18 protein-coding genes are annotated in these 25,850 nt (G+C 58.5%); 5 read left to right on the forward strand and 13 right to left on the reverse strand.

Going from position 1 to position 25,850, the window contains the following annotated elements; all coding sequences use genetic code 11:
* Positions 1-56: 56 nt before the first annotated feature.
* The 4 genes from K227x_RS08245 to bioA form a co-directional block, all read right to left on the reverse strand.
* Positions 57-1,424 (reverse strand): cytochrome c, encoded by a 1,368-nt coding sequence (locus tag K227x_RS08245; protein ID WP_145169073.1) that lies wholly within the window; start codon positions 1,422-1,424, stop codon positions 57-59.
* Between the two features lie 64 nt (positions 1,425-1,488).
* Positions 1,489-3,057 carry a glutamate--tRNA ligase gene (gene gltX / locus K227x_RS08250; RefSeq protein WP_145169074.1) on the reverse strand — a complete coding sequence of 523 codons (1,569 nt, stop codon included), beginning with the start codon at positions 3,055-3,057 and terminating at the stop codon, positions 1,489-1,491.
* A 154-nt stretch (positions 3,058-3,211) separates the two neighbouring features.
* Positions 3,212-3,778, reverse strand: a complete 567-nt coding sequence (locus tag K227x_RS08255; RefSeq protein WP_145169075.1) for a sigma-70 family RNA polymerase sigma factor — start codon at positions 3,776-3,778, stop codon at positions 3,212-3,214.
* A gap of 74 nt (positions 3,779-3,852) precedes the next feature.
* Positions 3,853-5,238, reverse strand: coding sequence for an adenosylmethionine--8-amino-7-oxononanoate transaminase (gene bioA, locus K227x_RS08260; RefSeq protein WP_145169076.1), 1,386 nt, complete (start codon positions 5,236-5,238; stop codon positions 3,853-3,855).
* A 169-nt stretch (positions 5,239-5,407) separates the two neighbouring features.
* On the opposite strand from bioA, the gene ruvB reads away from it, so the two are divergent.
* Complete coding sequence (ruvB, locus tag K227x_RS08265) at positions 5,408-6,433, forward strand: Holliday junction branch migration DNA helicase RuvB (protein ID WP_145169077.1); 1,026 nt, start codon at positions 5,408-5,410, stop codon at positions 6,431-6,433.
* 134 nt (positions 6,434-6,567) lie between these two features.
* Complete coding sequence (locus K227x_RS08270) at positions 6,568-7,011, forward strand: hypothetical protein (RefSeq protein ID WP_145169078.1); 444 nt, start codon at positions 6,568-6,570, stop codon at positions 7,009-7,011.
* A gap of 87 nt (positions 7,012-7,098) precedes the next feature.
* On the opposite strand, the gene K227x_RS08275 is transcribed toward K227x_RS08270, so the two are convergent.
* Positions 7,099-8,577 (reverse strand): Gfo/Idh/MocA family protein, encoded by a 1,479-nt coding sequence (locus K227x_RS08275; protein WP_145169079.1) that lies wholly within the window; start codon positions 8,575-8,577, stop codon positions 7,099-7,101.
* Between the two features lie 168 nt (positions 8,578-8,745).
* On the opposite strand from K227x_RS08275, the gene K227x_RS08280 reads away from it, so the two are divergent.
* Positions 8,746-10,572 carry a sulfatase-like hydrolase/transferase gene (locus tag K227x_RS08280; protein ID WP_145169080.1) on the forward strand — a complete coding sequence of 609 codons (1,827 nt, stop codon included), beginning with the start codon at positions 8,746-8,748 and terminating at the stop codon, positions 10,570-10,572.
* Positions 10,573-10,676: 104 nt separating this feature from the next.
* Positions 10,677-11,915, forward strand: a complete 1,239-nt coding sequence (gene aroC, locus K227x_RS08285; protein ID WP_145169081.1) for a chorismate synthase — start codon at positions 10,677-10,679, stop codon at positions 11,913-11,915.
* A 471-nt stretch (positions 11,916-12,386) separates the two neighbouring features.
* On the opposite strand, the gene rpiB is transcribed toward aroC, so the two are convergent.
* Entirely contained in the window at positions 12,387-12,878 is a 492-nt protein-coding gene (gene rpiB / locus K227x_RS08290; protein ID WP_145169082.1) for a ribose 5-phosphate isomerase B, read from the reverse strand.
* Between the two features lie 563 nt (positions 12,879-13,441).
* Between rpiB and K227x_RS08295 the strand changes: the two genes are divergently transcribed.
* Positions 13,442-15,226 carry a 30S ribosomal protein S1 gene (locus K227x_RS08295; RefSeq protein ID WP_145169083.1) on the forward strand — a complete coding sequence of 595 codons (1,785 nt, stop codon included), beginning with the start codon at positions 13,442-13,444 and terminating at the stop codon, positions 15,224-15,226.
* A gap of 414 nt (positions 15,227-15,640) precedes the next feature.
* On the opposite strand, the gene K227x_RS08300 is transcribed toward K227x_RS08295, so the two are convergent.
* The 7 genes from K227x_RS08300 to preA all read right to left on the reverse strand — a co-directional run bounded on the left by K227x_RS08300 (position 15,641) and on the right by preA (position 25,782).
* Positions 15,641-16,273, reverse strand: a complete 633-nt coding sequence (locus K227x_RS08300; protein ID WP_145169084.1) for a response regulator — start codon at positions 16,271-16,273, stop codon at positions 15,641-15,643.
* Between the two features lie 832 nt (positions 16,274-17,105).
* On the reverse strand, positions 17,106-19,274 hold the full coding sequence (locus K227x_RS08305; RefSeq protein ID WP_145169085.1) for a hypothetical protein: 2,169 nt from the start codon (positions 19,272-19,274) through the stop codon (positions 17,106-17,108).
* Positions 19,275-19,631: 357 nt separating this feature from the next.
* Positions 19,632-20,801 carry a cysteine desulfurase family protein gene (locus tag K227x_RS08310; protein ID WP_145169086.1) on the reverse strand — a complete coding sequence of 390 codons (1,170 nt, stop codon included), beginning with the start codon at positions 20,799-20,801 and terminating at the stop codon, positions 19,632-19,634.
* Positions 20,802-21,077: 276 nt separating this feature from the next.
* Entirely contained in the window at positions 21,078-21,689 is a 612-nt protein-coding gene (locus K227x_RS08315; protein WP_145169087.1) for a phosphoesterase, read from the reverse strand.
* A gap of 172 nt (positions 21,690-21,861) precedes the next feature.
* Positions 21,862-22,929: a DUF3592 domain-containing protein gene (locus K227x_RS08320; RefSeq protein ID WP_145169088.1), complete on the reverse strand. Its 1,068-nt coding sequence runs from the start codon at positions 22,927-22,929 to the stop codon at positions 21,862-21,864.
* A 264-nt stretch (positions 22,930-23,193) separates the two neighbouring features.
* Positions 23,194-24,633 (reverse strand): dihydropyrimidinase, encoded by a 1,440-nt coding sequence (gene hydA / locus K227x_RS08325; RefSeq protein WP_218933860.1) that lies wholly within the window; start codon positions 24,631-24,633, stop codon positions 23,194-23,196.
* Positions 24,634-24,636: 3 nt separating this feature from the next.
* Positions 24,637-25,782, reverse strand: coding sequence for an NAD-dependent dihydropyrimidine dehydrogenase subunit PreA (preA, locus tag K227x_RS08330; RefSeq protein ID WP_145169089.1), 1,146 nt, complete (start codon positions 25,780-25,782; stop codon positions 24,637-24,639).
* Between the last annotated feature and the right edge of the window lie 68 nt (positions 25,783-25,850).

Consider the following 25,850-nt stretch of genomic DNA (forward strand, 5'->3'; position numbering starts at 1 on the left):
CGCGGAAGGTGAACCGCGGTGCGGTTCGGTGTTGTGATTGGGGGTGTCCCAAGCCGCTACATGGCGGCCGATTCGGGCGTTTGCAACGAACGGATGAAGTTGATGATGTTCCAAACATCGTCAGCTTCGAACTCACCATCGACGAAGGTTGCTGCGGGCATCGGGGTGCCGTCGATTCCTTGAGTGATTCGGCGGTACAGATCTTCGGAAGACGAACCGCCCCGGAAGATTCCTTCGGCAAAGTTTCGTGGCAGAGCGTTGCGGGGTTCAAAGGCGCCGCGTGCCATCATCGGGACCAACGAATCGCGATCTTCCGGTTTCAGGCCGACCCGTGACGTCCAGTCCTTGGTCCAGTCGTCGAAGTCGGTCGTCTGACCGTTGCCCAATCCTTTTTCGCCGTGGCATTTGCTGCAGGATGCGACCTTGCCGACGAACAATTCTTGGCCACGCTTTACCGACGCTGCGAAGGCATCGGCTTGATCACTTTGTTGAAACTTTGTGACGTCAGCGAAATTTTCGGCCAGTGGAAAATCGGATGGTGGTTCAGGAACTTCCAACACATCTTCGTCGGCTTCCAACCACGACTCGCCGATTTCGGCGGCGTAGTCTTCGGCATATTCCCAGTCTTCCTGGTAACGTTCGAAGAGTTCCAGTTTGGTTTTCATTTCTTCGCTTAGCGATTCTTCATCCGCGTCGGCGGCAGCTTCGAGCGCTTCGAGAGCCGCAGGGTCGGATCGCATCTGTTCGGCGAACTGAGTGTTGATGATTCGTTCACCGTCTTCGATGATTCCATCGAACATCGCGCCATCGACGGCTTGCCGTTCTAGTTCGCCACGCCATGAAAGGTAGATCACATAGTCCACCAACGCGTTTACGTCGTCATCGGTCAGGTCGGGAATCTTGACCATAGCGGTGCCGCCGATGCCATTATGGATCAGCTTGGCGATGTCATCCTTGGTCGGTTTGACGCCGCGCGGTGTCGACTTGAACTTGAAAATGCCCAAGCGGTAGTCACGGGGGTACGGCATTTGGATCGCGGCCGTCGGGCCACGCCCATCGCCGGATACCCCGTGGCACACGACACAGTGTTTCTGGAACAGGCCTCGCCCTTCGGCATCGGCCGGCCCGGAAGCCCGTGTTAGGTTTTCCATCGAAACGATCGACGCCAAATCTTCGTCTTCGGTCACGACAGCGGGAAGCTTCGGTTCCAGCGGAGTTCCGAACATGGTTTCAGCCAACCAGAACGAATCTTTGGACGCTTGGTCCATCGAAACGTCTTTTTGGATCTGGTACTTCATCGTGTGCACCAAGTTCGGTTCGAACGCCAGCGGTTGCGGGCTGCGATCGCGACAGCCTGCCAATCCCAGGGCGATGACGGCGGTCGTGGCGAACGTGATGAGTCGGTGATCAGAAGAAATGTTCATGTTTCTGTCGTGGCATTCAGTAGTTTGGATACGTCGATCCTTGATTTTATACTTTTTGGGGGTACTAAGTCGCGGCACAGATTGTCGCGGCTTCGGTCAAAGCTCGGTCAATCCGCTCGACAACCTTGGTCGATCCCAAGATGGCCAGCGTTTCGAACATCCCAAAACCGGCCGGTGTTCCGGTCGCGGCGACCCGCAAAGCGTGAATGATATCTTTCAGTTCGACGCCCGCTGATTCGCAGAACGCCAGGATCGATTTCTCGGCTTCTTCGGCCGACGCCCAGTCCGCACCGTCGGCGATCGCGGTGCGAAGTTTGCCGAGCAGTTCGCGAGCGTTCTCGGGCTTGCAGATTCGCTTGTTGAATGCTTTTTCGTCGTACGAGAAATCGTCTTGAAAGCAATAGTCGAAATTCAGGATGTCGCCCGCCATGCGAAGCCGGTCACCGGCACCATCGACAATCAGACGCAGTTTTTCGTCCGCGTTTTCGCCACCAAGCAAGCCAGCGGCCTCGGCGAACGGGCGGACTCGGGCCAGACGTGTTTCCAGCGGCAGAGCGGCAAAGTATTCGGCTTGGAACGAAGTCAGTTTTCGCGGGTCGAAGGACGCAGGCGCCTTGTTGACTCGATCAAGCGTGAAATGTTGGATCATTTCCTTGACGGTGAACTTTTCGGTCTCGCCATCGAGCGACCAGCCCAGCAGCAGCAGGTAGTTCAAAATGGCTTCGGCATCAAAGCCGATTTCGCGATAGAAGTCGACAATCACTGGGTTGAATGTGTCGGCATCGGTGGCGATTTTGCAGCGGCTGGCGATTTCCTGGCCGTGTTTCAGCAGTTGGGCAAAGTCCTTGTTCTTTTCGTACTTGGCCAGTTTCCGCTTGCTCAATTTCGCGGAACCACCCGGTTCGGCCACGTAGGGCAGGTGAGCGTATTGGGGGCGTTGGTAGCCGAGCGATTCGAGGATGAAGATCTGGCGGGGCGTATTGGGCAGGTGTTCTTCGGCGCGAACGACGTGAGTGATGCCGAATTCGTGATCGTCCACGGCGGTTGCCAGGTGATACAGACAGCTTCCATCGGCGCGCTGGATCACGTGATCTTGTTCGGTCGCCCATTGGACGACGACTTCGCCGCGGACCAAGTCTTCGATCACGCACTGGCCTTCGCGCGGCATCTTCAATCGGACGGTCGCGGTTCGCCCTTCGGCTTCGAAGGCTTCGGCGGCGGCATCGTCTTCGGCCATCCAACGTCGGTCATAGAAAAAACGGCTGCCCTTCTTTTCCGCTTCTTCCCGCAAAGCCTGAAGTTCTTCGGGCCGCGAATAGTCGCGGTAGGCGTGTCCGGAGGCGAGCAATTTTTGGGCGGCTGCCTGATGCCGGTCGCTGCGTTGGGATTGGTAATACGGTTCGTTGGGACCGCCGACTTCCGGGCCTTCGTCCCAGTCCATTCCCAGCCACTTGAACCCGTCCAGGATCGGTTGCAATGCCTCTTGAACGTTCCGGCCGGCGTCCGTGTCGTCAATTCGCAAAATGAATTGTCCGCCGGATTGTCGGGCCAACAGCCAGTTGAACAGGGCGCTGCGGACGCCCCCGATGTGCAGGTATCCGGTTGGGCTGGGGGCAAAGCGAGTGCGAATCATGGAATGTCGGGTTTGCTAACAGGGCGTTAAAGAATCGGGCGACGGGAATCGATCCGGAATTTAGGCGGATCCCACGACGGACAACCGCCACGTTGTACTCCTGACGCCTGTCGGCTGAAACCAGTTGCCCATGGGGGACGCTCGGTGGCGGGGCCTATTGCAGTTGTTCTCGCAGCGTTTTCATGCCGCGGTGCATCAGTCCGGCGATCGCACCAGTCGTTTTGCCCATCTGCTGTGCGACCTCCGCCAGCTTCATGCCTTCGAGGTAATGCAAGCGGATTGCTTCGGCCTGGGCCTCTGGCAATCGTTCCACCGCGTCGGATAGTTGCAGCACGTATTCGCCAATCATGACGTTTTGGCTTGGTGTGGGTGAATCACCAGCCAGCAGTCCTTCGAGCCGAAGCGAGCTTTGGGCCAGTTTCTGCTCCATCGACTGTTCCCGACGCACATCGCGTTTGTCGCGGTGCATATCGCGATCGAGATGGCAGAGGTGGTGGGCCAGGATTTGGCGCAGCCAGCCACGGAACTCGGCTTCCGTCCCGCCGCGAAACCCGTCCAATCCCTGGACCGCCTGCATCATCACCTGTTGGACCATGTCGGACGCACCAATTTTCGCCTGATACGCCCTCCGCGCTTGCGTGCGGGCCAGCATCCGTAGGTACGGTTCGTACTTGGCAATGATCGCCGGATCACTGAATTCGATTGGCTCGGGTCCGTTCATGAGATTTGTATTCCGTCTGAACTTAACGCTGGGGCAAAAGGCGTAGCGGAAGTCGTCAAGACTTTCGTGAATCACTAGCGGCTTGGTGAACTGCATTGGAGTGCTTCCGGCGCAGTCTTGGTCACCGGCAGTGAACAGCGGATGGAATCGATGATCGCATCGGCCAGGATGTCCAGTTCATCGTCGGTCGCGACCAGCGGAGGCATGGCGACGATGACATCGGAAAGTGGCCGGATCCAAACGCCACGCTGGACCGCCGCTTGGCAGATTTTGCGGCCAACTTGATCGGCGGAATCGAAAGTCGCTTTGGTCGTTTTGTCGGCAACAATCTCGATTCCCACCATCAGCCCACGTCCGCGGATATCGCCGACGTTGGGGTGGACACCCAGCACGCTTAGACGGTCTCGCAAATGTTTGGCTTTCCGGTCGACGGTCGATATCAAATCGGTTTCCTCGATCAGGTCGATCGAAGCAATCGCGGCAGCGGCCGCCAACGGATTTCCACCGAAAGTGTGCCCGTGATAAAACTGACGTGACTCGGTGGCCGGTGCCAGGAAGGCGTCAAAGACGTGGGGGCGAGCGATCGTGGCTGCCATCGGCAGGTAGCCGCCCGTCAGCCCCTTGCCGACGCACAGGATGTCTGGAGTCACGTTTTCATGTTCGCATGCAAACAGTTTGCCGGTGCGTCCAAAACCGGTCGCGACCTCGTCGACGATCATCAACACGTTGTATTGGTCGCACAGTCGGCGGATGTTGGCCAACAGCCCGACTGGATGGGTGATCATGCCGGCGGCACCCTGCACCAGCGGTTCCATCACAACGGCCGCGATCGTCGAGTGGTGCTGGCGAAGGATTGCATCGAATTGCTGAGTGTAAAAATCGCAGGCCGATTCGCTGCTGACTTCGGCGGGCAATCGGTACGTGCACGGCACCGGGCCACGCAGGGGGGAAAACAGGATGGGTGCGAACAGTTGGTGAAAGTACTTGATCCCGCCTAGCGAAACCGCGCCGGTCGTATCGCCGTGATAGGCCGACCCCAACGCCAGATACTGTGTTTTTTCGGGCTGTGGTTCCGAACACTGACGCCAATATTGGAACGCCATCTTCAGCGCCGCTTCGACCGCCGATGACCCGTCGGAACTGAAGAAAGTGTGGGCCAAGTCGCCGGGGGTGATCTGAGCCAGTCGCTGGGCCAAGATTTCAGTGGTTTCGCCTGACATCCCCAGCGTTGTCACGTGGGCAACACGACCAAGCTGTTCGATCACTGCAGCATCGATTTTGGGATGGCGGTGGCCGTGGACGTTGCACCACAGGCTGGATATGCCGTCCAGCAATCGATGTCCGTCCGTCGTGGTCAGCCAGCATCCCTGGCCTTCGCGGACGACCAGTTCGTCGAAGTCCGCCATCGGGGTAAAGCCGCGCCAATGGGGGGCCGAGTGGGAAGCACTGGGGAAATTCATAGCGATTGAGGTTCGCGAAAGCAGGAGGAACAGGTAAATTTTAAATGTCTGCGACTCCGATCGCAGCTTTCGAACTGCGGTACAGTTCGCCTATCTTGTCTTGATATGGAACTGCTGGGCAGTTCGATTTCCGCGAACGGAGTCGCGGACCCACGTTTAGGGAGTGACCATGGCACGCGAAGCAGTTTACCAACAATCGGATCCCGAGACTTCGGCAGCCGAAGAGGTTCCGCACGAACCCGATACCTCCCTTCGCCCGCGACGCATGGACGAAATGGTTGGCCAGCGGGACGTGATGGAACGACTGAAAATCGCCATCGATGCCGCTCAAAGCCGCGGCGAACCACTCGGGCACATCCTGTTTGACGGTCCACCCGGGCTGGGCAAGACAACCTTTGCGACCGTGATCCCAGCGGAAATGGGGACCGTTGTCCAAATGGCCAACGGCGCGGGGCTGAAGGCGCCCAAGGATCTGTTGCCGTACCTGACGAATCTGTCCGAAGGCAGCGTGCTGTTCATCGACGAAATCCACCGCGTGCCCAGAGCCGTCGAAGAATACCTGTACACCGCGATGGAAGATTTTCGCATCGATATCGTGTTGGGCGAAGGCGTCAGTGCCCGAACGCTGAACTACGAACTGCGCCCGTTTACCTTGATCGGTGCGACGACCCGGGCCGGCATGCTGAGCGCACCGCTGCGTGACCGGTTTCAGATTCGCGAACACCTCGGTTGGTATGCGGATTCGGAATTGTGCGAAATCGTTCGCCGTAACTCGATCAAGTTAAAACTGCCGGTTGATGATGAATCGGCGGCGGTCATCGCGGCGCGAAGCCGGCGGACACCCCGGTTGGCCAACAACCGTCTGCTGTGGGTGCGTGATTACGCGCAAAGCAAGGCCAATGGCCAGGTTAGCGGCAAGATCGCGACCGCCGCGCTGGACATGATCGGCATCGACAAAATGGGCCTCGATAAACAGGATCGCGGATACCTGGAAACGTTGATGCGGGTCTTCGGCGGTGGACCGGCGGGCCTGGAGGCGATCGCCCATACGATGAACGTCAGCAGCGATACGCTGGAAGACGAAGTTGAACCGTTCCTGTTGCGCAGCGAACTGATCGTCCGCAGTCGTCGCGGTCGGATGATGACCGCGCTAGGCTACCAGCACATGAAGCAGCTGCCGCCCGGCAAGCTCTAGTATTCCATGTCAGCTAGACGTTCGCCGCAAACGTCGTAGCGGAAGTCGTCAAGACTTTCGTAACTGATGGCGAGGCCGAAACTCTTGACGAGTTCCGCTACCCGAAAACCAAGGTGCAGCGAAGTACTAGGCCAGTGCTGGACGTTCTTCGTAACCGGACGCTGTACTTAGCTGGTTTTTCGTTCGTAGTACCGCCTTTCGGCGGCATTTTCGCCGCAAACGTCGTAGCGGAAGTCGTCAAGACTTTCGTAACTGATGGTGAGGCCGAAACTCTTGACGAGTTCCGCTACCCGAAAACCAGGGTGCAGCGAAATGCTAGGCCGGTGCTGGACGTTCTTCGTAACCGGGCGTTGTACTTGGCTGGTTTTTCGTTCGTAGTTCCGCCTTTAGGCGGCCTTTTCGCCGCAAACGTCGTAGCGGAAGTCGTCAAGACTTTCGTAACTGATGGCGAGGCCGAAACTCTTGACGAGTTCCGCTACCCGAAAACCAAGGTGCAGCGAAATGCTAGGCCGGTGCTGGACGTTCTTCGTAACCGGACGCTGTACTTGGCTGGTTTTTCGTTCGTAGTACCGCCATGAGGCGGCATTTTCGCCGCGAATCCTGCGGACTTGTCCAGGGGAATCCGGCTGAAGCCGGTACTACGAACGGAAACGAGGGCTTGGGTTTTAGGCGCCTGGATCTTTGCCGTCGATCCACGGTCCGGCCAGCTTCATGTAGTCGGGTTCTTCCAGCGTGCTGCCGGTGTCGCCCGCTTTCCAGCCGGCGATGTGTTTGGCCGGTTTTCGTTGTTTCGAATGGGCTTCCCAGCGATCTGCCCAGGACGAATCCGCTTCGGCGACCGACAGGTCCGCAGGATCGATCATGTACGCTTTGCCTTCGCGATAGCTTTGGGCACCCAAGATCACCGTGGCGATCGCAGCGGCACCCAGTTCAGGGTCGTTGTTGCACATGCTGGGGTCATCGGCGACCATCGCATCGATCCAGTTGCCGAAGTGCGCGTACGTGGTGTCGCCTACTTTTTCGACTTCGATGTGTTCGCGTTGCAGCTTGCTGTTTCGGGTGACCTGCGACCGTTCAGGAATGAACTCGAACCCGTCAAACTGTTCGCCATTGCCGAATTCGAACGATCCAAAGTGGCCGCGGATCATCTGTTTGATGGGAGTTTCCTCGCACGCCATCGTGGCCGTGACTAGCCCCTGCACGCCTTCGGGGAAATCGGCGACCACCGTGGCGACGTCCGGAACTTGGCGTCCGTCGTATTCCAAATAGATGCCGCCGGCGCCAACCACTCGGCCGGGAAAACGCAAACCAGTGGCTTTCAGCATCGTGGTCGTGCGGTGCACGAACAGGTCGGTGAACATGCCCGAACCGAAGGGCCAGAACCGACGCCATTGTCGATACACTTCACGGTCAAAGGGTTGGTCGGCGGCGAGCCCTTCGTCCACGCCCAACCACATATTCCAGTTGATGTTGGTGGGGGTCATGCCGGGTTCTAGTTTGTAATAACGCCACTGCCCCTGAGCCGAGTTGCGGAAGTATTCGGTTTGGTACATCAGCACTTTGCCAAGTTTTCCACCGGTCAGCAAATCGTTCACTTGGTTCCAAACTGGCAGGCTGGTCGACTGCACGCCGACTTGCATCACCTTGCCAGATTTCTTCCAGGTATTCATGACATCGATCGCTTCGGCGACCGTCTTGGTCATCGGTTTTTCGCAGTAGACGTGAAGGCCGGCGTCCAACGAATCCTTGGCTTGTTTGGCATGCCAGTGGTCGGGGGTGCCGATACAGACCGCGTCCAAGTCTTCCTTGGCGATCATGTCGCGGTAGTCTTCGTACTTGGCCGGCGCCGTGCCGGTGGTCTTTTCAATGTGCTTGGCTGCCCGGTCCCGGTGTTCGTTGTAGACGTCGCAAACGGCGACCAGTTCGATCGGCCGGCCCTCGACCTGGTGTTTGCAAAGTTTCTTGACGTGCGCCCCGAAACCTCGACCGCCGGGGCCGATGAATCCGATCCGGATCTTGCTGCTGGCGTCGGACGCCTGTGCCGACGATTGCTGCGAGGGCATGATCGCACCGGCTGCCGCAGCGGCGGCAGTGGACTGAATGAAATGGCGGCGTGACGGACGCGTGTCATGCGGTTGCGGCATCGGTTGGAACCCATCGGGTGCGCGGAACTGGAAAGCAGACAAGGGAGACTGGAAGGTATCTTAAACCAACACCAAGTCCATTTCACAGTGTGATTGGATTACATTATCCGTCGTCGGCATGCTTGTCCTGGCTGCCGCATTTCACTTCCCACCGAACGGTTTTTCACCATGAAACGTTTCTTGCCGCTGCTTGCGTTGTGGCTGTTCAGCTCGGTCGCCGTTGCCGACCAACGTCCCAACATTCTGTGGTTGACCAGTGAAGACAACGGTCAAGAAATCGGCTGCTATGGCGACGAATACGCCGACACCCCCAACATTGACGCGTTGGCGGCCAAGTCGCTTCGGTACCACACCTGTTGGTCCAACGCACCGGTTTGCGCCCCGGCCAGGACGACGATCATCAGCGGGATGTACGCCACGTCGCTGGGCGGACAGCACATGCGAAGCGGCGTCAAATTGCCGGCCGGTATGAAACTGTATCCCCAGGTTCTGCACGAATCGGGTTACTACTGCACCAATCACACCAAGACCGACTACAACTTCGACGGTGCGGATGCCGGGTGGGACGACAGTGGCAAAAAGGCTCACTGGCGCGGTCGACCCAGCGAAGATACGCCGTTCTTTTCGATCTTTAATTTCACGGTCAGCCACGAAAGCAAAATTCGCGTTCGACCACATGAATTGAAACATGATCCGGCCAAGGCACAGCTGCCCTCGTATCACCCCGATACGCCGGAAGTTCGCCACGATTGGGCTCAGTATTACGACAAAATCACGGAGATGGACGATGACTTTGGACGCGTTCTGAATCAGCTAAAACAGGACGGTTTGGATGATTCGACCATCGTCTTTTACTATGGCGACCACGGCAGCGGCATGCCGCGCAGCAAGCGTTGGCCCTTCGATTCAGGGTTGCGAGTGCCATTGGTGGTCCATGTTCCGGAAAAGTTCCGCCATCTAGCGCCTCAGGATTACATGCCCGGTGGGGTGTCCCAGCGGTTGGTGTCGTTTGTCGATTTGGCGCCCACGGTGATCGGATTGGCCGGCGCCGATGTCCCCGCCAACATGCAGGGGGTCGCGTTCATGGGCCCCGCCGAAGGCCCGGCCAAAGAGTACTTGTTTGGCTATCGCGGCCGGATGGACGAACGGATCGACATGGTCCGGTCGTGCACCGACGGGCGCTACGTCTACATGCGACATTTCTATCCGGAACGTCCTTACCTGAAACACGTTTCCTACATGTTCGAAACGCCGACCACTCAGGTTTGGAAACGCATGTTTGACGCCGGGGAATTGACCGAGGCGCAGGCAAAGTTCTGGCAATCCAAGCCGGTCGAAGAACTGTTTGATCTGCAGTCCGATCCCGATGAAACCGTCAATGTCGCTGGGTTGCCCGAAAATGCACAGCGACTAGCCAAGATGCGTACCGCGATCAAGCAATGGATGGTGTCGACGGCCGATTTGGGGCTGTTGCCCGAAGCCGAAATGCATCGCTTGGCGGGCGATCAGGCGCCGCGGACTTGGGCCTTGGAACACGTCAACTTCCAAAAACTGACGCGATTGGCGTTTGCCGCCTTGGACACCAACAGCGGGGTCAGCAACGAACGTTTGGCGGCTCTGTCCAACGACCCCGATTCGTTGGTGCGTTGGTGGGCGGTGCGTGGTTTGGCGATTCGGCCTAGCGATGCCGGACGTGACCAAGCCCTGGTGGCTCGGTTGCAGGATGAATCCCCCAGCGTGGCGATCGTGGCTGCGGACGGTTTGCTAAATTCGTCGGACGACCTTCGCGAACAGGCGACCGAGCGTCTGATTGAATTGGCCGACGTCAACCGAGTTGGGCACTTCGCTGCCGTAGCGGCCCTGAATGTGTTGGACATGAACGCCAATCTGGATGCCGGCGGCAAAAGACGCGTCGCGAAACTGCCTCGTCAGGTCAAAAATCCGCCCACTCGCGTCGGTGGCTATGTCGGGCGTTTGCTAGACGGCTTGCAGTAACCGTCGGTGACTTCATAGTGGGATAGGCTTGCGGCGCGTCACCATCGACAATGGTGCCGATTCCTAGCCTGTCCCCCTTCCCGTTTTGTCCGGATCATTGACCGATGGAAATTCTTGGCGGCCCCTTTTTCTCTGTCGCTGGTGCCGGGGAATCGCATGGACCGGCGGTGACCACCATCGTGATGGGGTGTCCGGCCGGGCAATACATCCGCCGCGCGGACGTGCAAGCGTTTTTGGATCGTCGGCGACCGGGCGGCAACAAACACGGCACGCCTCGCAACGAAAAAGACAAAGTCGTTTTCCTATCGGGGCTGTATCAAGACGACCACACCCGATTGCTAGGTGGGTCGGATCTTTCTGTCACCGTCGATGGAGCCGAATTTCAGACCGAGGGGTACGAAGAGGGGTACACCACCGGCGAACCGATCGCGGCCATCGTGTTGTCGACCAGCAAAAAGTCGGGCGACTACACCCAGTTCAGCGGGCCGATGGGCGAGGTTCGCCCGGGGCATACCGATTTGGTCAAATTCCATCAGTCCGGTGGTCACGTCGATGTGCGTGGTGGCGGCCGGTCCAGCTATCGAGTGACGATTTCCGACGTGATCGGCGGTTCGATCGCGCGGATTCTGTTGGAGGAAAAGTTTGGCACGGTGATCCTTTCCTCGATTTCTCAGGTGGGGCCGCTGAAGGCACAGCACAGCCTGGCCGACCGGTTTGGCGGCGACGGGAAACCTCGCGTTGCACGTGAAGTGATCGATGCGGTCGTCGCGCAGATCGCTGGGAACGAGATCGCGTCGATCGATGCAGACTTCGCCACCGAGGCCGCTGAACTGATCAAACAGACTCGCAAGCGTGGCGATTCGATCGGTGCCGCCGTCGATGTGGTGGCCGTCAACGTTCCGCCACTGCTAGGCGACCCGCTGTATCAGAGCCTAAAACTTCGCTTGATGGGTGCCTTGGGAGGACTGAACGCGGCCGAATCCGTCGAGGTCGGCGCGGGGGCCAGCGTGATCGAGCGGCTGGGCAGCGAAAACAATGATCCGATCCGATCCACCGGGTATGCCGCCAATTCCCACGGCGGGCTGCTGGGCGGGATCACCACGGGAATGCCGTTGGTGTTGCGCGTCGGTTTCAAGCCAACGTCGACGATCAATCTGCCGCAGCAGTCGGTTCGAAAGAACCTCGAAGAGATCCCGTTCGAGCTGGAAAAAGGACGTCACGACCCGTGCGTCGGGGTGCGAGCCGGCGTGACGTTGGAATCCCGCGTCGCGATCGAACTGCTGAACGCCGCGATGAGCCACGCATCTAAAAAGATCGATGCGAACCTGTCGAAACTGTTCTAGGATTTTGCTGCGACTTGGTTTTCAGGTGGCGGAATCCGATGGCGGTTTGTCGATTCAGTGAGCCGTTTGGGCGCTAGCGGCCTGCGGATTAAGTCGTTTTCCTGAACTGAACGTGCAAATCATAACCCGAAGCGTGAGCGAGGGATCACGTCGAATCCCTCGCTCACGCAGCGGGTTACTAAATCAAGAGCCCGCTAGCGGCCGGCTGGTTTCGTAACGCGACGCGTAAACGAGCGATCCGACTTCCGTGAATCGCTCACGCAGCGGGTTTTGATTCCAACGCTACTTTCTCGACAACGACTAAATCAGCAGGCCGGTAGCCCCGGTTCTTGGGTGACGCAACCGAGGCTATCGCCCAACGGATCATGGAATCGACCGACCGGCGACGACTGCTGTTACGCCATTGGCCCGGTCGCCTGAGTTGCGACGCGATACCGGTGCCAGCGGCGTGTTCTGGTCAGGTGGCGGATCCTACAGCGATTTCAGGCCCAAGCGTTCGATTTCTAGCACTTTGTCCAATCGACGTTGGTGCCGTTCTTGGGGCTCGTACCTGGCCCCCAAGAAGCTGTCGATGATGGCGAATGCCAGTTCCGATCCGATGATCCGGCCGCCGATGCACAACACATTCATGTCGTCGTGTTCAACGCCCTGGTGTGCCGAATAGGTGTCGTGGCAGATAGCTGCTCGGATGCCCGGGATCTTGTTCGCTGCCACGCTGACGCCGACGCCGCTGCCGCAGATCACGATGCCGCGATCCGCTCGTCCCTGGATGATTTCGCGAGCAACCGCGATGGCAAAATCAGGGTAATCGCAGGACTGGTCGCTGTTGGTGCCGCAGTCCAGGACCTCGGTCACGAGCGCCTGCATGTCGGGGGATCCCAATCGCTGGGCCACGACTTGTTTGAGCGGAAAACCGGCATGGTCGCCGCCCAAGGCGACGCGGAGCGGGGAAGATGGGGGCATCGAAGATCTTTATCCAATGGAGCCACGGAATGTTCGCGGCCGCCATCTTTTCACACCCGAGTCGGTCGGTCTACGGGCCGCCCGCCGACAACCGGAAGCCCCATGCTTGCCGACTCGCGGTTATTTCAGGGGGAACCCAAGCGTGCGTTGCCAGGATCGCATCACCGATGTCTCCGCCGAGCGAGGCAGGCGGATTCGCCGATTGCGTGTGTTGCTTTGTCGCGGGTGCCTTGGACTGGATTGGGCAGAGGGTTGGCGTCGCTACAGAGTTTGGCTTCGTTGGATGCGGGGTTTGCGGAGTCGCGGATCTGTCCGATTTGCCGAGAACCGCAGTGGCAATGTCTGAATGGACGCCCTCAGCCAACAAATGCGGTGAAACTGATAGGTTAGCTGTTGTGACGCTTTTTCGGCTTTGATAACTTACCCGGCTAGGCGCCGGCGCTAGTGCCGGACGACGACCCGTTTTGTTTCGCTCTCTAACCCCCCCCTTTGAGCCTTTTTGGCGGCTGTTGGTCGTCCGCCCATACCAAATCAGCTCAAACGCACTGGAACACGAACAGAATATGGTCAACCGCAACCTCATCCGAAACCTTGACGACGACGACATCACCAACGAGTTGGCGATCCTCGCACCAGAAGAAGAGGCCGAGGATTGGCTGCTGGAATATCTCCAGCAAGACCAACAAGACTACGCTCAAGGCGAAATCGTTGACGGAAAAATCGTCGAGATCAACGATGAATGGGTTCTGATCGATGTCGGCTTCAAGAGCGAAGGCACCGTAGGCCTCAGCGAATGGGGGCCTGAAGAAGAGGCTCCGAAGGTCGGCGACACGGTCAAAGTCCTGATCGAAGAGATGGAGGACGAGCTCGGTGCGGCCGACGACCCCTATGGCATGATCTCGCTCAGCAAGAATAAAGCTGAGAAGATCATCGAGTGGGAAAAGATCATCGGCGAGATCAGCGAAGGCCAGGTCGTTACCGGTACGGTCATTCGCAAAATCAAGGGCGGATTGCTGGTCGATATCGGCGTCAACGTCTTCTTGCCCGGTTCGCAGGTCGACATCCGTCGTCCCGGCGATATCGGCGATTTCATCGGCCGCGTGATCCAAGCCGAAGTGCTGAAGATCGACGATACCCGACGAAACATCGTCATCAGCCGACGTTCGCTGATCGAACGTCAGCGCGAAGAAGATCGCGCTTACCTGATGAAAGAATTGGAAGTCGGCCAGATCCGCAAGGGGATCGTCAAGAACATCGCCGACTTCGGTGCGTTCGTCGACCTGGGCGGCATCGATGGTCTGCTGCACATCACCGACATGGCTTGGGAACGTATCGGTCACCCGACCGAAATGGTCTCGATCGATCAAGAGATCGAAGTCAAGGTGCTGCATATCGACCGCGAAAAGCAAAAAATTGCTTTGGGGCTGAAGCAAAAAGACCGCAACCCTTGGGAAAACATCGAAACCAAGTACCCGGTCAATGCCGACTTCAAGGGCGAAGTTGTCAACGTCATGTCCTACGGTGCCTTCGTCAAACTGGAACCGGGCATCGAAGGTCTGGTTCACATCAGCGAGATGTCGTGGACCAAACGGGTCAATCACCCCAGCGAATTGGTCAACATCGGCGACAAGATCGAAGTCCGAATCCTGGGTGTCGATCCGGAAGGCCAGCAACTGTCGCTGGGCATGAAGCAAACCCAAAAGAACCCGTGGGACGAAGTCATCTCGCGCTACCCCGAAGGCCAAGATGTCGTCGGCAAGGTGCGCAACCTGACCAACTACGGAGCCTTCATCGAACTCGAAGAAGGCATCGATGGACTGCTTCACGTCTCGGACATGTCCTGGACCCGCAAGATCGGTCACCCCAGCGAAATGCTGGAAAAAGGCCAGGAAATCAACTGCCGCGTGCTCAGCGTCGACGAACAACGTCGCCGTATCGCTCTGGGGCTGAAGCAGCTTGATAACGATCCTTGGGATGGCGACATTCCAGACAACTACCAGCCCGGCCAATTGGTGAAGGGTACCGTCACCAAGATCACCAACTTTGGTGTCTTCATCGGCCTCGAAGACGGCTTGGAAGGCTTGCTGCACATCAGCGAGCTGGCCGAGCACAAGGTCGAAGACCCCGAAGAAGTGGTCAAGGTTGGCGATTCGATCGAAGTCAAGGTGTTGCGAGTGGACACCGATGAACGCAAGATCGGCCTGTCTCTGAAACGCGTCGAATGGGGCGAAGAACAAGAGAAGGCAGCAGCCGAAGCGGAAGCCGCTGGCTTGCCAAGCATCGAATCAGGTGACCTGAAGGGTGGTCTGGGTAGCGGCGAAGGCCCACTGATCCCAACCAGCGAATGATCCATTCGGTGATTTCAGTCTGATAAATAACGAGGCCGTCCATGATTTCCATGGGCGGCCTTTTTTTGTGGGATGTTGGCGAACCGCCCTCCCCTATCCGTTATCCGTCTAGACGCTCGATTCGGTTCGGTCACCCGGCAGCCAGGGCCTGCCGCCCAAGCGTTTCGGTCGACCTGCGTCGGTCGGTCGTTTCGTGTCCGTGTCGTGATCGGGGGCGTGCATGCCGGATCCGCGTCGCTGCGCTCCTTGGTCCGGCCTACTTCACTGCTTCACTTGGAGGGTGGCCCGCGGGGGCTGCTCGCCAACGAAAAAAGCCGTCCGTGATGATCACGGACGGCTCTTTCGAGATGCTTTTCTTCGCTGTTGGGCCTAATCGCTGGCGTGCCAGTGGTCGATAGGGCCGCTTCAAACGCTCTAGACCAGGTTCTTGCGAACTGCCCAGACGGCGGCTTGCGTACGGTCGCTGACGCCGATTTTACGCAAGATGTGCTGAACGTGTTCTTTCACGGTTTCGTAGCTGATGCCCAGCATCTTGGCGATTTCTTTGTTCGTCAGGCCAAGAGCCATTTGACGAAGCACTTCGCTCTCGCGCTGTGTCAACGGAACTTCAATGTCTTGGCTCAATCGTGGCGTCGCCAAGGCACCTGTCACGCGTCGCAGTTCTTCGCGAGTCCAAGCCGATTCGCCCGCAACAGCGGTGTTCAGGGCGTCGATCAGGCGTTCGCGAGCGGCCGACTTCAACACATAGCCCGAGGCGCCTAGAGCGACTGCACGAGCGATGTAGGTTGGGTTGTCGTATGCCGAAAACAACACGATTGGCAGATCGGGATGATCCAATTTCAGACGTCCCAGGGCGTTCAGCCCGTCGCCGCCTTCCATTCGGATGTCCATCAGGACAGCGTCTGGGGTCGAGTTTTCGACGGCAGCCAGGGCTTCCGCCGCAGTAGTCGCTTCACCGACGATCTCCAGATCGGTTCCCTCTAGCATCAACCGAAGGCCGAGTCGGATGATTTCGTGGTCGTCCACGATCAATAGTTTCTTGCTCATAAGTTCTCCAATCGAATGAAAAGCATCTCTCTGCGCATCGCGTGTGCACTGAGGTCGACAGAGTCGTCGGTGCGCGAATTGCTGCGTCAGCTGTAGGCGTTTTTGAAAATGTACTTCGATTTACTGCTAGGTTGCTACCAATGTGGTGGCTTTCTTGCAGGAATCGTGCAAATGGTTGGTGGTTTCGCACCACCTGGGTTGAAATGGAGTTTCACTGCGGTGAGACGCCAGTTCGTACTCGTTAAGTTCTAAATTTTACGAGCAATTTCTGAAAATGCGCGACGGGTGTCTGAATTCCGCCAAGACTTACCATCGTCATAGTCGTTGGCGATAGTCCTGCGGAGGGTTTTGTTTTTGGCCCGCAAGGTGGTCCCCAATGTGGTTTTTTCCGTTTCGGCGAATCGCCGGGCCGGGCCGAGCACGCTATGTCTCTATTGTAGTGCGGTGGTGGTCTTGTCACCCCCATTTAGTGTCCGAAAGCGGCAAGTCGCATAAAAGGTGACGGGATCTCGCACCGAACTTCGGAATGACGTAACCTTTTTCGCGGTTTTTACTAGCCGAGGCCATGCTGGGGATGGTTTTTGCAAGCCCCCCGAACGATCCGGTGTGGTATTGCTTTGGTGGTGGTGTCGCGCCGCCAATGACGGTACCGGTGCGACATTATGCCGCCGCTAAATCGGATGGGTTCCTGGTCGCAAAACATCCGATTTGCGATCCTTTGTCCAGCGATTTCTGCATTCTGACGATCCAGACGAGACCTGGGTGAACCCCAGGTGTTGATCGCGTCCAAGCATGATGAAGTATTGACGGTCCGCGGTTGCCCGCAGGAAGTTTAGGTTGCCGCGGTGTTGGAGTTTGCCATCCGCTTTGCCGCGACCATATCGCGAAACTGGACCCGCAGATTCTTCAGCCAGAAGATCAGGTACACATTCGCCACGAACGACATCAGCAATAGGCCGTTGAACAATGGTTGTTGAGTGCCGACTTCGCGACCGGAGTCGAGTGAGTTTCGGTTGGTTTCAGGGGTACTTGGCGATGAGCTTGGTGGAGCCGCCGAACCGGGCTGTTCGCGGCCTGATTGGAAATCGGAAGCGCGGTCGCGCATGCTAGGGGGTTCACGGGCTGCATCATTCGTCGCGGTGCTCCAGCGAGGGTCCAGAGTGCTGTTGGCACCCGCGGCTGCGGCCAGTCTGGGGTCTTCGGCAAACCGACCACTGTTTGTCAATGACGGTGCACCCGCACCTGCGAGGCTCGTTCGGGACGAGTCGCGATCGAGACCGCTTCCAAAGCGGGGATCTTGCGTCGATGGGTATCGAGGTTCCTGAGCGGATGCGTAGCGGGGATCCTGAGCGGATGCGTAGCGGGGGTCCTGAGCGGATGCGTAGCGGGGGTCCTGCGCGGACGGGTAGCGAGGATCCTGCGCGGATGCGTAGCGAGGATCCTGCGCGGACGGATAGCGAGGATCCTGAGTGGGGGCGGAACGTGGATCCTGCGTGGATGCATATCGGGGATCTTGCAAGCCGTCGTTCGTCTGGGATCCCAGCCCTGTGTTTCGGATGGTGTTTGACTGCGCTGCCGAGTAGTCCGGTACGCTGGCCCCACCACGCACCAATCGTGGGTCCGTTGGCGGATAGCGATCGGAAGTGTTCCCGCCTGCATATTGCGAGTTGCTGGGGTTGGAATCGTTCGGTGGTGGGACCAATGATTCGGTTAACATGATTTTGCCGTTCTGGTCCCAAATCCGGTTGCTTTGGTCCACGGACCAGGCACCAGCTTGCAGCTGTCGTTGGGAAAGGCGGCTGTCGGGCCTGGTGGTTGTGGCTTCGAGGAATGACCCCGCACCCGACGTGGTCGCGGTCTGGGTTTGCTGATCGCGGATCTGTTGAGCTCGCCTTTGTGCGTCAAGCTGCGATTGTTCGTACTGCGTCATCGCCGATGACGCCGAATTGGTGCTGGTGGGCGAGGTGGCACCAAAACTGGTCGGTGTTGCCAGGCCGGCCGGCGGTCGTCCAAAGGCGTCCGTCGTGCGAAGTCCGGTCGCAGGCCTGGGGTCGTTGGCTGCGTTTCCAGCCGTCGAAGCTGATCGGGGATCGCCGAACCCCGTCGAACTTGATGGCGCGGTCGACGGGCCTGTTCCGGCAGCCGTACTGCCTGCGAAATCTCGCCATGAATTGTCGCGATCGCTAGGATTCGTGGACGGATCAGATCCCCAGTTGGACCCGGAAGCCGGTGGCCCCGTAAAGGGCGGCGGAGCGAATCCGCCGTTTCCAGCAGAGTTCGTTGCGGTTTGGTTCGGTTGGGTGCGAGTCGACGGAGGTGGGACCAGCCCGGTGCCACTAGGGGCGGACGCTGCACCTGGGTTTTGCGTAGCGGCGCCAAACGTATTGCGTACCTGCTCGGTTCGGTTGTTGATCTCCCGACCCGCTTGATCGATCGTGCTTTGAAGGTTCGCAGCGGCGTTCTGCAAAGATGGCGGGATCGGCGAGGTGGGGAAATTGTATCCGGTTCCACTGTTCTGCCCGGCTTGCGGATCAGGCTTCATCAGCTTGACTTGCCCGTCGTCGGCAGATGCCAAATCACGTTTCCCAGCCGGTTTGCTGGCCACCGATAAATCGGCCGCCGTAGGAGCCGCAGCGCTGTGGGGGTCACCGATCTGGGGAATTGCAACAGGAGCTAGGTCCCGCTGATCGTTGGATATTTGGTCCGTGGATTTTTGGCCAGCGGAATTCTGGACATACAGATCCTGGATCGGCGGCAGTCCGGGCGGCATGCGTCGGGGCAAAGGGCCCGTTCCCACGCGAATCACCACTCGCGTGACATGACCGCGCACACGCGGGTCCACCGCGCTGCTGACCTCACCAATCCGTTGAAGCCGATCGATATCAGCGGGCGGAACCTGTACTAAGTACTCGATTCCGTCGTTATTCGCATCAGGTTGCCAACCGTACGTGATCCCCATGCCCATGGCGGCGATCATCAATAGCACCGGGACTCCGCCCATCGCTGTATCCTTCAGTGACGTCTAGGAACTCAGGGAAACTCGTTCTGCCATCCGCGCAGCGCTTTCCCGAGGCTTCGTCCGAATCCTAACCCCCACCGCCCAATCGGGTAAAGAGAGATTCTGTGGGTAATTGGCACCGTGGAACGGGCCTTTGGTGGACGAGGCAGTATGGGCGAACTGCGGGTTCCCTGATTGCCCCTTTGTCACTAGTGAACACGAACCCCCGGTCGTGAATCTTGGGCTGGGGATTTTAGGCTGGGGATTTTAGGGGCAAGAATTTCGTGATCAAAGAGACGGACGAACCCGAGACGGGTGAGCGCCCATTCGAGATGTTGAAACCGCGATTGCGGGGCGCCGTCATCGGGCCAGTCGAATCAACCGCTTAAACGCAGCCAACAGCACTTCGCCTGATCGCTGGATGTCCTGATCCGTATTGAATCGACCGATCCCAAAGCGAACGCTACGTCGGGCCGCTGATTCGTCCAGTCCCAATGCCATCAACACATGACTGGGGGCTGGGTCGACATTGCTGCATGCCGAACCAGTACTGAACGCGACGTCGGTGGCCGCTGCCATCAACGTCTCGCCTTCGACGCCCGGCAGGGTGACGTTCAAGTTTCCCAGCAACCGATGGGGGGATCGCAGCGGGGGGCCGTTGATCTGCAATCCGTCGATCCCGGACTCTAGGATCTGCCATAGTTGGTCGCGAAGTTTGCCGATCGTTTCACGCTCGGTCGCCCCGCCGTCTTGGCAAAGTTGCATCGCGGTATCGATGCCGACGATGTTGGCCGGGCTGAGTGTGCCGCTGCGAATGCCCCGCTGCTGGCCGCCACCGACGATCTGAGGCAACAGCCGAACGCGGCGGTTCCCGTTGCCGACAATTAGAAATCCCGCGCCTTTGGGCCCATAGAACTTATGGGCCGATGCGCTGATCAGGTCGACATCCGATGCCACCACATCCAGCGGCAACCGGCCAATCGCCTGAGTCGCATCGCTATGCAGCAAGGCACCGCGGGCGTGCGTCAATTCGGCGATCGGGGCCAGTGGCGTCAGGCTGCCAATTTCGTTGTTGGCGGCCATTACCGAAACGATCGCTGTATCGTCGGTGATCGCGTCGGCCAACTGGTCCAAGTCGACGCTTCCCGCCTGCTCGGTTCCATTGGGATGCACTGGCACGACGGTGACCGTGAACCCCTGACGCTTGATGTCGTGCGCGACATCCAGGACCGCCGGGTGCTCGGTCGCAACCGTGACGATGTGGCGACGTTTCTGGCGAGGGTGAAGACAGACACCCCGAATCGCCAAATTGTTGCTCTCGGTGGCTCCGCTGGTGTAAACCACATTCTCGGCTTTGACCCCCAGACGGCCAGCGATCCGATCGGTCGCCAAAGCGATCGCATCGGCGGCGACCACACCGCCGGCGTGGGAACTGTGCGGATTCCCGAAATGCTCGCTCAGCCAAGGCAGCATCGCCGCAACGACCCGCTGGTCGCACCGCGTCGTCGAATGGTTGTCCAGATAGATCATGCGAAGTGATCGGGGAGTGAGATCGAAAGAGGAAGAACGAACGGTTGGAGGATTCGTTTCGGTTTGCTCGTTGGGGGGAAGTTCGAGTTCGAGTTCAAGTTCAAGTCAGAATGGTGGATCAAGTACTTAAACTCGAACTTAAACTCGAACTCGAACTTTCCTATCGACCTAAACCCCTAACCCCCCTGCCCCTGCGCGGCACTCGATTCTGCGTCTTCGCGTCCCGGCAAGCCGGCCGACGAACTCGAACTTTCCTCCCACCTCTTCACCGAAGTCCTAAGAATAAAGCGCCGTGATCGCCAGTTGGGTCCATGTTTCCAACGTATCGGATTCGGTCTTCAGTTGTTCGACCGCGACGAACCCGCCGTCGGCCAAGTCCGCTTCGTTGCTGCTAACTTCGGGGCCCGCGAGCACGAACAGGTGCACGACGCCGACGTGGACTTTGCCGACATCGTTCGACGGATCGTAGATCAGGCCGACTTGGGATTCCTCGTATTGAGCCCCCAGTTGGATTTCCTCGGCCAATTCTCGTTGCATTCCCGTGCGGTACGGATCCGCGCCGCCGGCGGCATCTTCGCGGCTGATGTGACCGCCGATGCCGACGCTGCGTCGCGCGTGCAAACGTTTCTCGCCCGATCCGCCCCCACGCGTGTAGGTGAACAGTTTCACCACGCCGTCTTGGTCGGTCCATTGCAGCAGCACGTAGGGAATCAGCTGCTTGAACGAAGGGTCGGTTTCCATCGCCCCGCGTGGCTGAAACGACAATTGGTCGCTGGCCAGGATCGGTTTCAGAAAACGGTCCACATCGGGTTCGAATCCATCGATCGTCCCAATCTCCGCGATCACGGACTCGGGAATGACCAGAATGTGTTCTTCTTCGTCCGACATGAATTTGCTCCGAGAAAATCGAGTGTGTCTTTGGCGGCCTAGTTGAAGGCCATTCGGGGCGTTTCTCAAGGGCACCAAAATCGAAAAGCGGCCATGACAGAATCGGTCCCGTGTGCAAGCGAGATCAACCCCCGACGTTGCCGTCACCCATCCCGCGGACATGTCCGACTCGCTAGGCAGGTTGCTCGGGTTTGCCGATTGTGATCGATGCCGGCACCGTGAACGTATCGCGGTACCCCCGGTTTCCGATCATGCCGACGAATTCCATGCAGCGGTTGCGAGGGATCGCGTCCAGTTCGTCGTCGGATGGGGACGGCATCACCGGCGACGCGAAAGTGATCGTGCCATGGTCGAACGATTTCGAATCGATCGACACGGCGGGCCCTTCGATCGGGGCGACGCCTTGATGCAATTTGTCAGCGGCAGGCAGCGACCAACGTGCTTCCAGTTCGATCGGATCCTTCGCCGATCGTGGCATTCGCAGGCGAAGTTTCGATTCGTCCTGGATCGTCTCCGGCAAGATCAGTTGCCCGGCCCAGGGATGTTTCTTTCGCGTATAGCGGGCACAGAACCAAATCGCGGTGGCCGCCAAAATGGCCATCACCAGCGGAACAATGGCCTCCCATTGTCCGGCCATCATGCCCAGGATCGCGATCAGGCTAGCGGTCAGAAATGCGATGCAGTGCAGCCAGATCAACCACGCCGCGGACCGCCGCCAACCGGCATGGTCCGACACGATATGAATTTGGCCATCGATCTTCCGTGGCGGACGCGCAGCCGATAGGTATCCCAGCCCCGCCACACCCACGCTGCCGTGGGTGATCAGAAACAGCAGTGTCATCCCCATCAGTCCTGATCGAACCGTGCGATCCAAAACCGCCTGGGACGGATCTGTCGGATTGACGAAACAGGTCATGCGGCCGACATCGTTCAGAGCCGATAGTCGCCGATGCAGTGCACGGGGGTACGAGTCGCTATTGGTTCCGATTTCAAAAAAACTAACTCGTTCGCTGACGAACTGCTGAGCACCGAACCGGTATCGGTATCGACACTCCAAGCGGTACGAAGTTTCGTTGCCGCTGTGGTTGGAATCGACTCGCAAGACTTCCGCGGTGGCCGGGACCGACGGCCAATCGAGTGACCCGAACCACAGCCCCAAAGAACGGATCGACATGCCGCCAATCGCCAGGCCGGCGATCGCAAAGATCCCAAAGAAGAACAGTCCGCCGGTGCGCTGCATCTGAAAAGTCGATCGGGTTCGGGGGCAAAAGCAAAGTCAGGGCGAGGGCATCGCCGCGTCGGGGTGGACGATCCTACGTGGCCGTCATGTTATCGAACCGATCAGCAGCGAACATGGCAGACCTGCAAAAGTTCATCATCGAATTGCGAACCGACATCGCCTTCGTCGCTCGACAGCCCGACGACAGGAATTCTGGCGAATCCCACTACGGCAGTTGGCAAAACGGCGTGAAGGCATTCGCATCGCAACGACCTGATCGTCGCGTTAGGATTTGCGGGCCAGCTTTCGTGGGACCGCGCGGCCGTGGCCTAGTTTGCCGGTGAACTTTCCGTCGCGTACCGACACTTGTCCTCGGCAGGTCACCACCGACGGACGGCCAACAATTTCGAAGCCTTCGAATCCGTCGTAGTCGGTGTTCATGGTGTGCGTCTCGGCGCTGATGACGCCGCGATAGTTCGGGTCCCAGACGACAATGTCCGCGTCGCTGCCTAGACCGATCGTGCCTTTGGCCGGGAACATGCCGAACTGTTTGGCGGCGTTGGTCGACAACAGGCTGACGAATTGATGCAGGTCGATTTTTCCAGTGGCCACGCCGTGGGTGTACAACAGCGTGCAGCGGTGTTCGACCGACGGGATCCCATTGGGGATCTTGGTGAAGTCGGATTCAGGGGCGCGCCCCATCGCCTTTTGATCGGCGAAATCAAACGGTGCGTGGTCGGTGGCGACGGTCGCAATGGTGCCACATCCGATGGCGTTCCAAAGCTGCGTTTGATGGCGGATGTCCCGCAGTGGCGGGCTCATCACATACTTGGCTCCTTCGAAATTCGGTCGCTCGGCGTAGGTCTTGTCCAGCACCAAGTACGGGATCACGGTTTCGATCGTGACGTCGACGCCGCGGGCTTGGAATTGTCGCGCCGCTTCGATCGCCGGGCTGCACGAGGTGTGGACGATGTAACCCGATGCACCTGTCATTTCCAGGAACGTACAGAAATGGTGCACACCATCGGCTTCCACCGACACCGGTCGCGACGGTTCGTGGAACTCTGGACCGACTTTGCCCTGAGCCACCAATTGCGATTGCAGTTCGTCGATCAGGTCTGCGTTTTCGCAGTGTGCTGTGACGACGGCGCCCGTGTCAGCGGCCAGTTGGCAGGTGCGAAACAGTTCGGTGTCGGTGACCCCCAACGCGCCTTTGTAGGCCAAGAAGACTTTCAGCGACGTGATGCCGTCGTCGATGATTCGGCGCAGCTGTGTTTCACTGCCTGCGTCAAAACGAGTCACGCCCATGTGGAATGAAAAATCGCATGCCGACAATCCTTCGGCTTTGCCTTTCCACCGTTGATACGCTTCCCAAGGATCGTCGTCGCGACCGGGGCAGATCATTTCGATCAGCGTGGTGGTGCCGCCGATCAGGGCCGCCCGACTGGCCGAGTCATAGTCGTCCTTGGCGTGGGTGCCCATGAACGGCAGATGGATGTGGACGTGGGGGTCGATGAAACCCGGGAACACCAACTTGCCGCTGGCGTCGATGACTTCATCCACGCCGTCCTGTGGAATCGAAGTGGCAATTTCCACGATGCGTTCGCCGCGGACCAGGATGTCCGCCACGTAGTCTTGGTCTGCGGTGATGATCCGTCCGCCACGAATCAGCAAGGACTGTTGGGATTGATCGGCGCGGGCGAGTGAGTCAGTCGAAGGTGTCACGCGTTAGCCCACCAGTTCATCGGATTGTTTGACGAAGTCATCGCCGTCCCAGTTTTCATCTTGTGTGATCCCTTGATCGGCAGCTTCCGCCGCTTTGGCAGCCGCTCGAGCCGCTTCCTTTTCGGCCTTTACCTTGGCTTGTCGCTGAACCAAATCGCTATGCGTTGTGAAATACGGCAACGCTTTGCCCTTGAAATCATCGATCGTTTCAAAGCCATGTTTGTCCATGAACGCCAGCAGTTGGTCAGACATTTTCTTGACCAAATCGTATCCATGCAGCATCACACCGGTGCAGACCTGGACGGTGTCGGCACCCAACAGAATGAATTCGGCGGCGTCATTGCCGGTTTCGATCCCACCGATACCCGACAGGGTGCGGCCAGGAAACTCGTCGTGAATCAGCGTGGCGACTTCCATGTTCATCCGCAGCGATATCGGTTTGATCGCTTTGGACGAATACCCGCCGACGGTCGAATAGCCTTCGACGGTCGGCATCGGACGCAAAGTTTCCAGGTCGACACCGATCACGCTGCGGATCGTGTTGATGGCCGAGATGCCATCGATCCCGGCGGCCAATGCGGCTCGCGATGGATCTTCGATGTGCGTTACGTTGGGCGTCATCTTGGCCCACACCGGTTTCGTCGTGGCTTGGCGGACCCATCCGCAGACCTCGGTCAAGATCGCCGGATCTTCACCCATCGCGGCGCCCATCTTTCGTTCCGGCAATCCGTGCGGGCACGAAAAATTACACTCGAACATATCGACGCCCGCGGACTCGCAGCGCTCGATGATTTCGAACCAAGCATCCTTGTTGAATTCTTCCATGATCGAAGCGATCAGGACGCGGTCGGGATACTTGTCTTTGATCTCTTTGAATTCATCGAGCCATCGTTCCAAGGGCATCGTCGAAATCAGTTCGATGTTCTCCCAGCCATAGGGTTCGCCGTCGCCGCTTTTCAAGCGTCCATAACGGGGCGCCGTGTTGACGATTTTGGACGCGTCTAGGCTGACCGTTTTGGCGGATGCCCCGCCCCACCCTTCGGCAAACGATCGACAGATCACTCGCGCGTTCGTTCCCGGCGGACCGGAAGCGATGACAAACGGGTTGGGGAATTTGATTCCGTTGACGGTGGTTTCCAGCGTCGGCATACAGCGACTTTATCGGTGAAAGTGTGCTCGGGCGGCAGGGATGGCCTGGTAGCGATCGCGAACTGGAT

Origin of the sequence: Rubripirellula lacrimiformis (assembly GCF_007741535.1) — a bacterium.
Taxonomy (GTDB): Bacteria; Planctomycetota; Planctomycetia; order Pirellulales; family Pirellulaceae; genus Rubripirellula; species Rubripirellula lacrimiformis.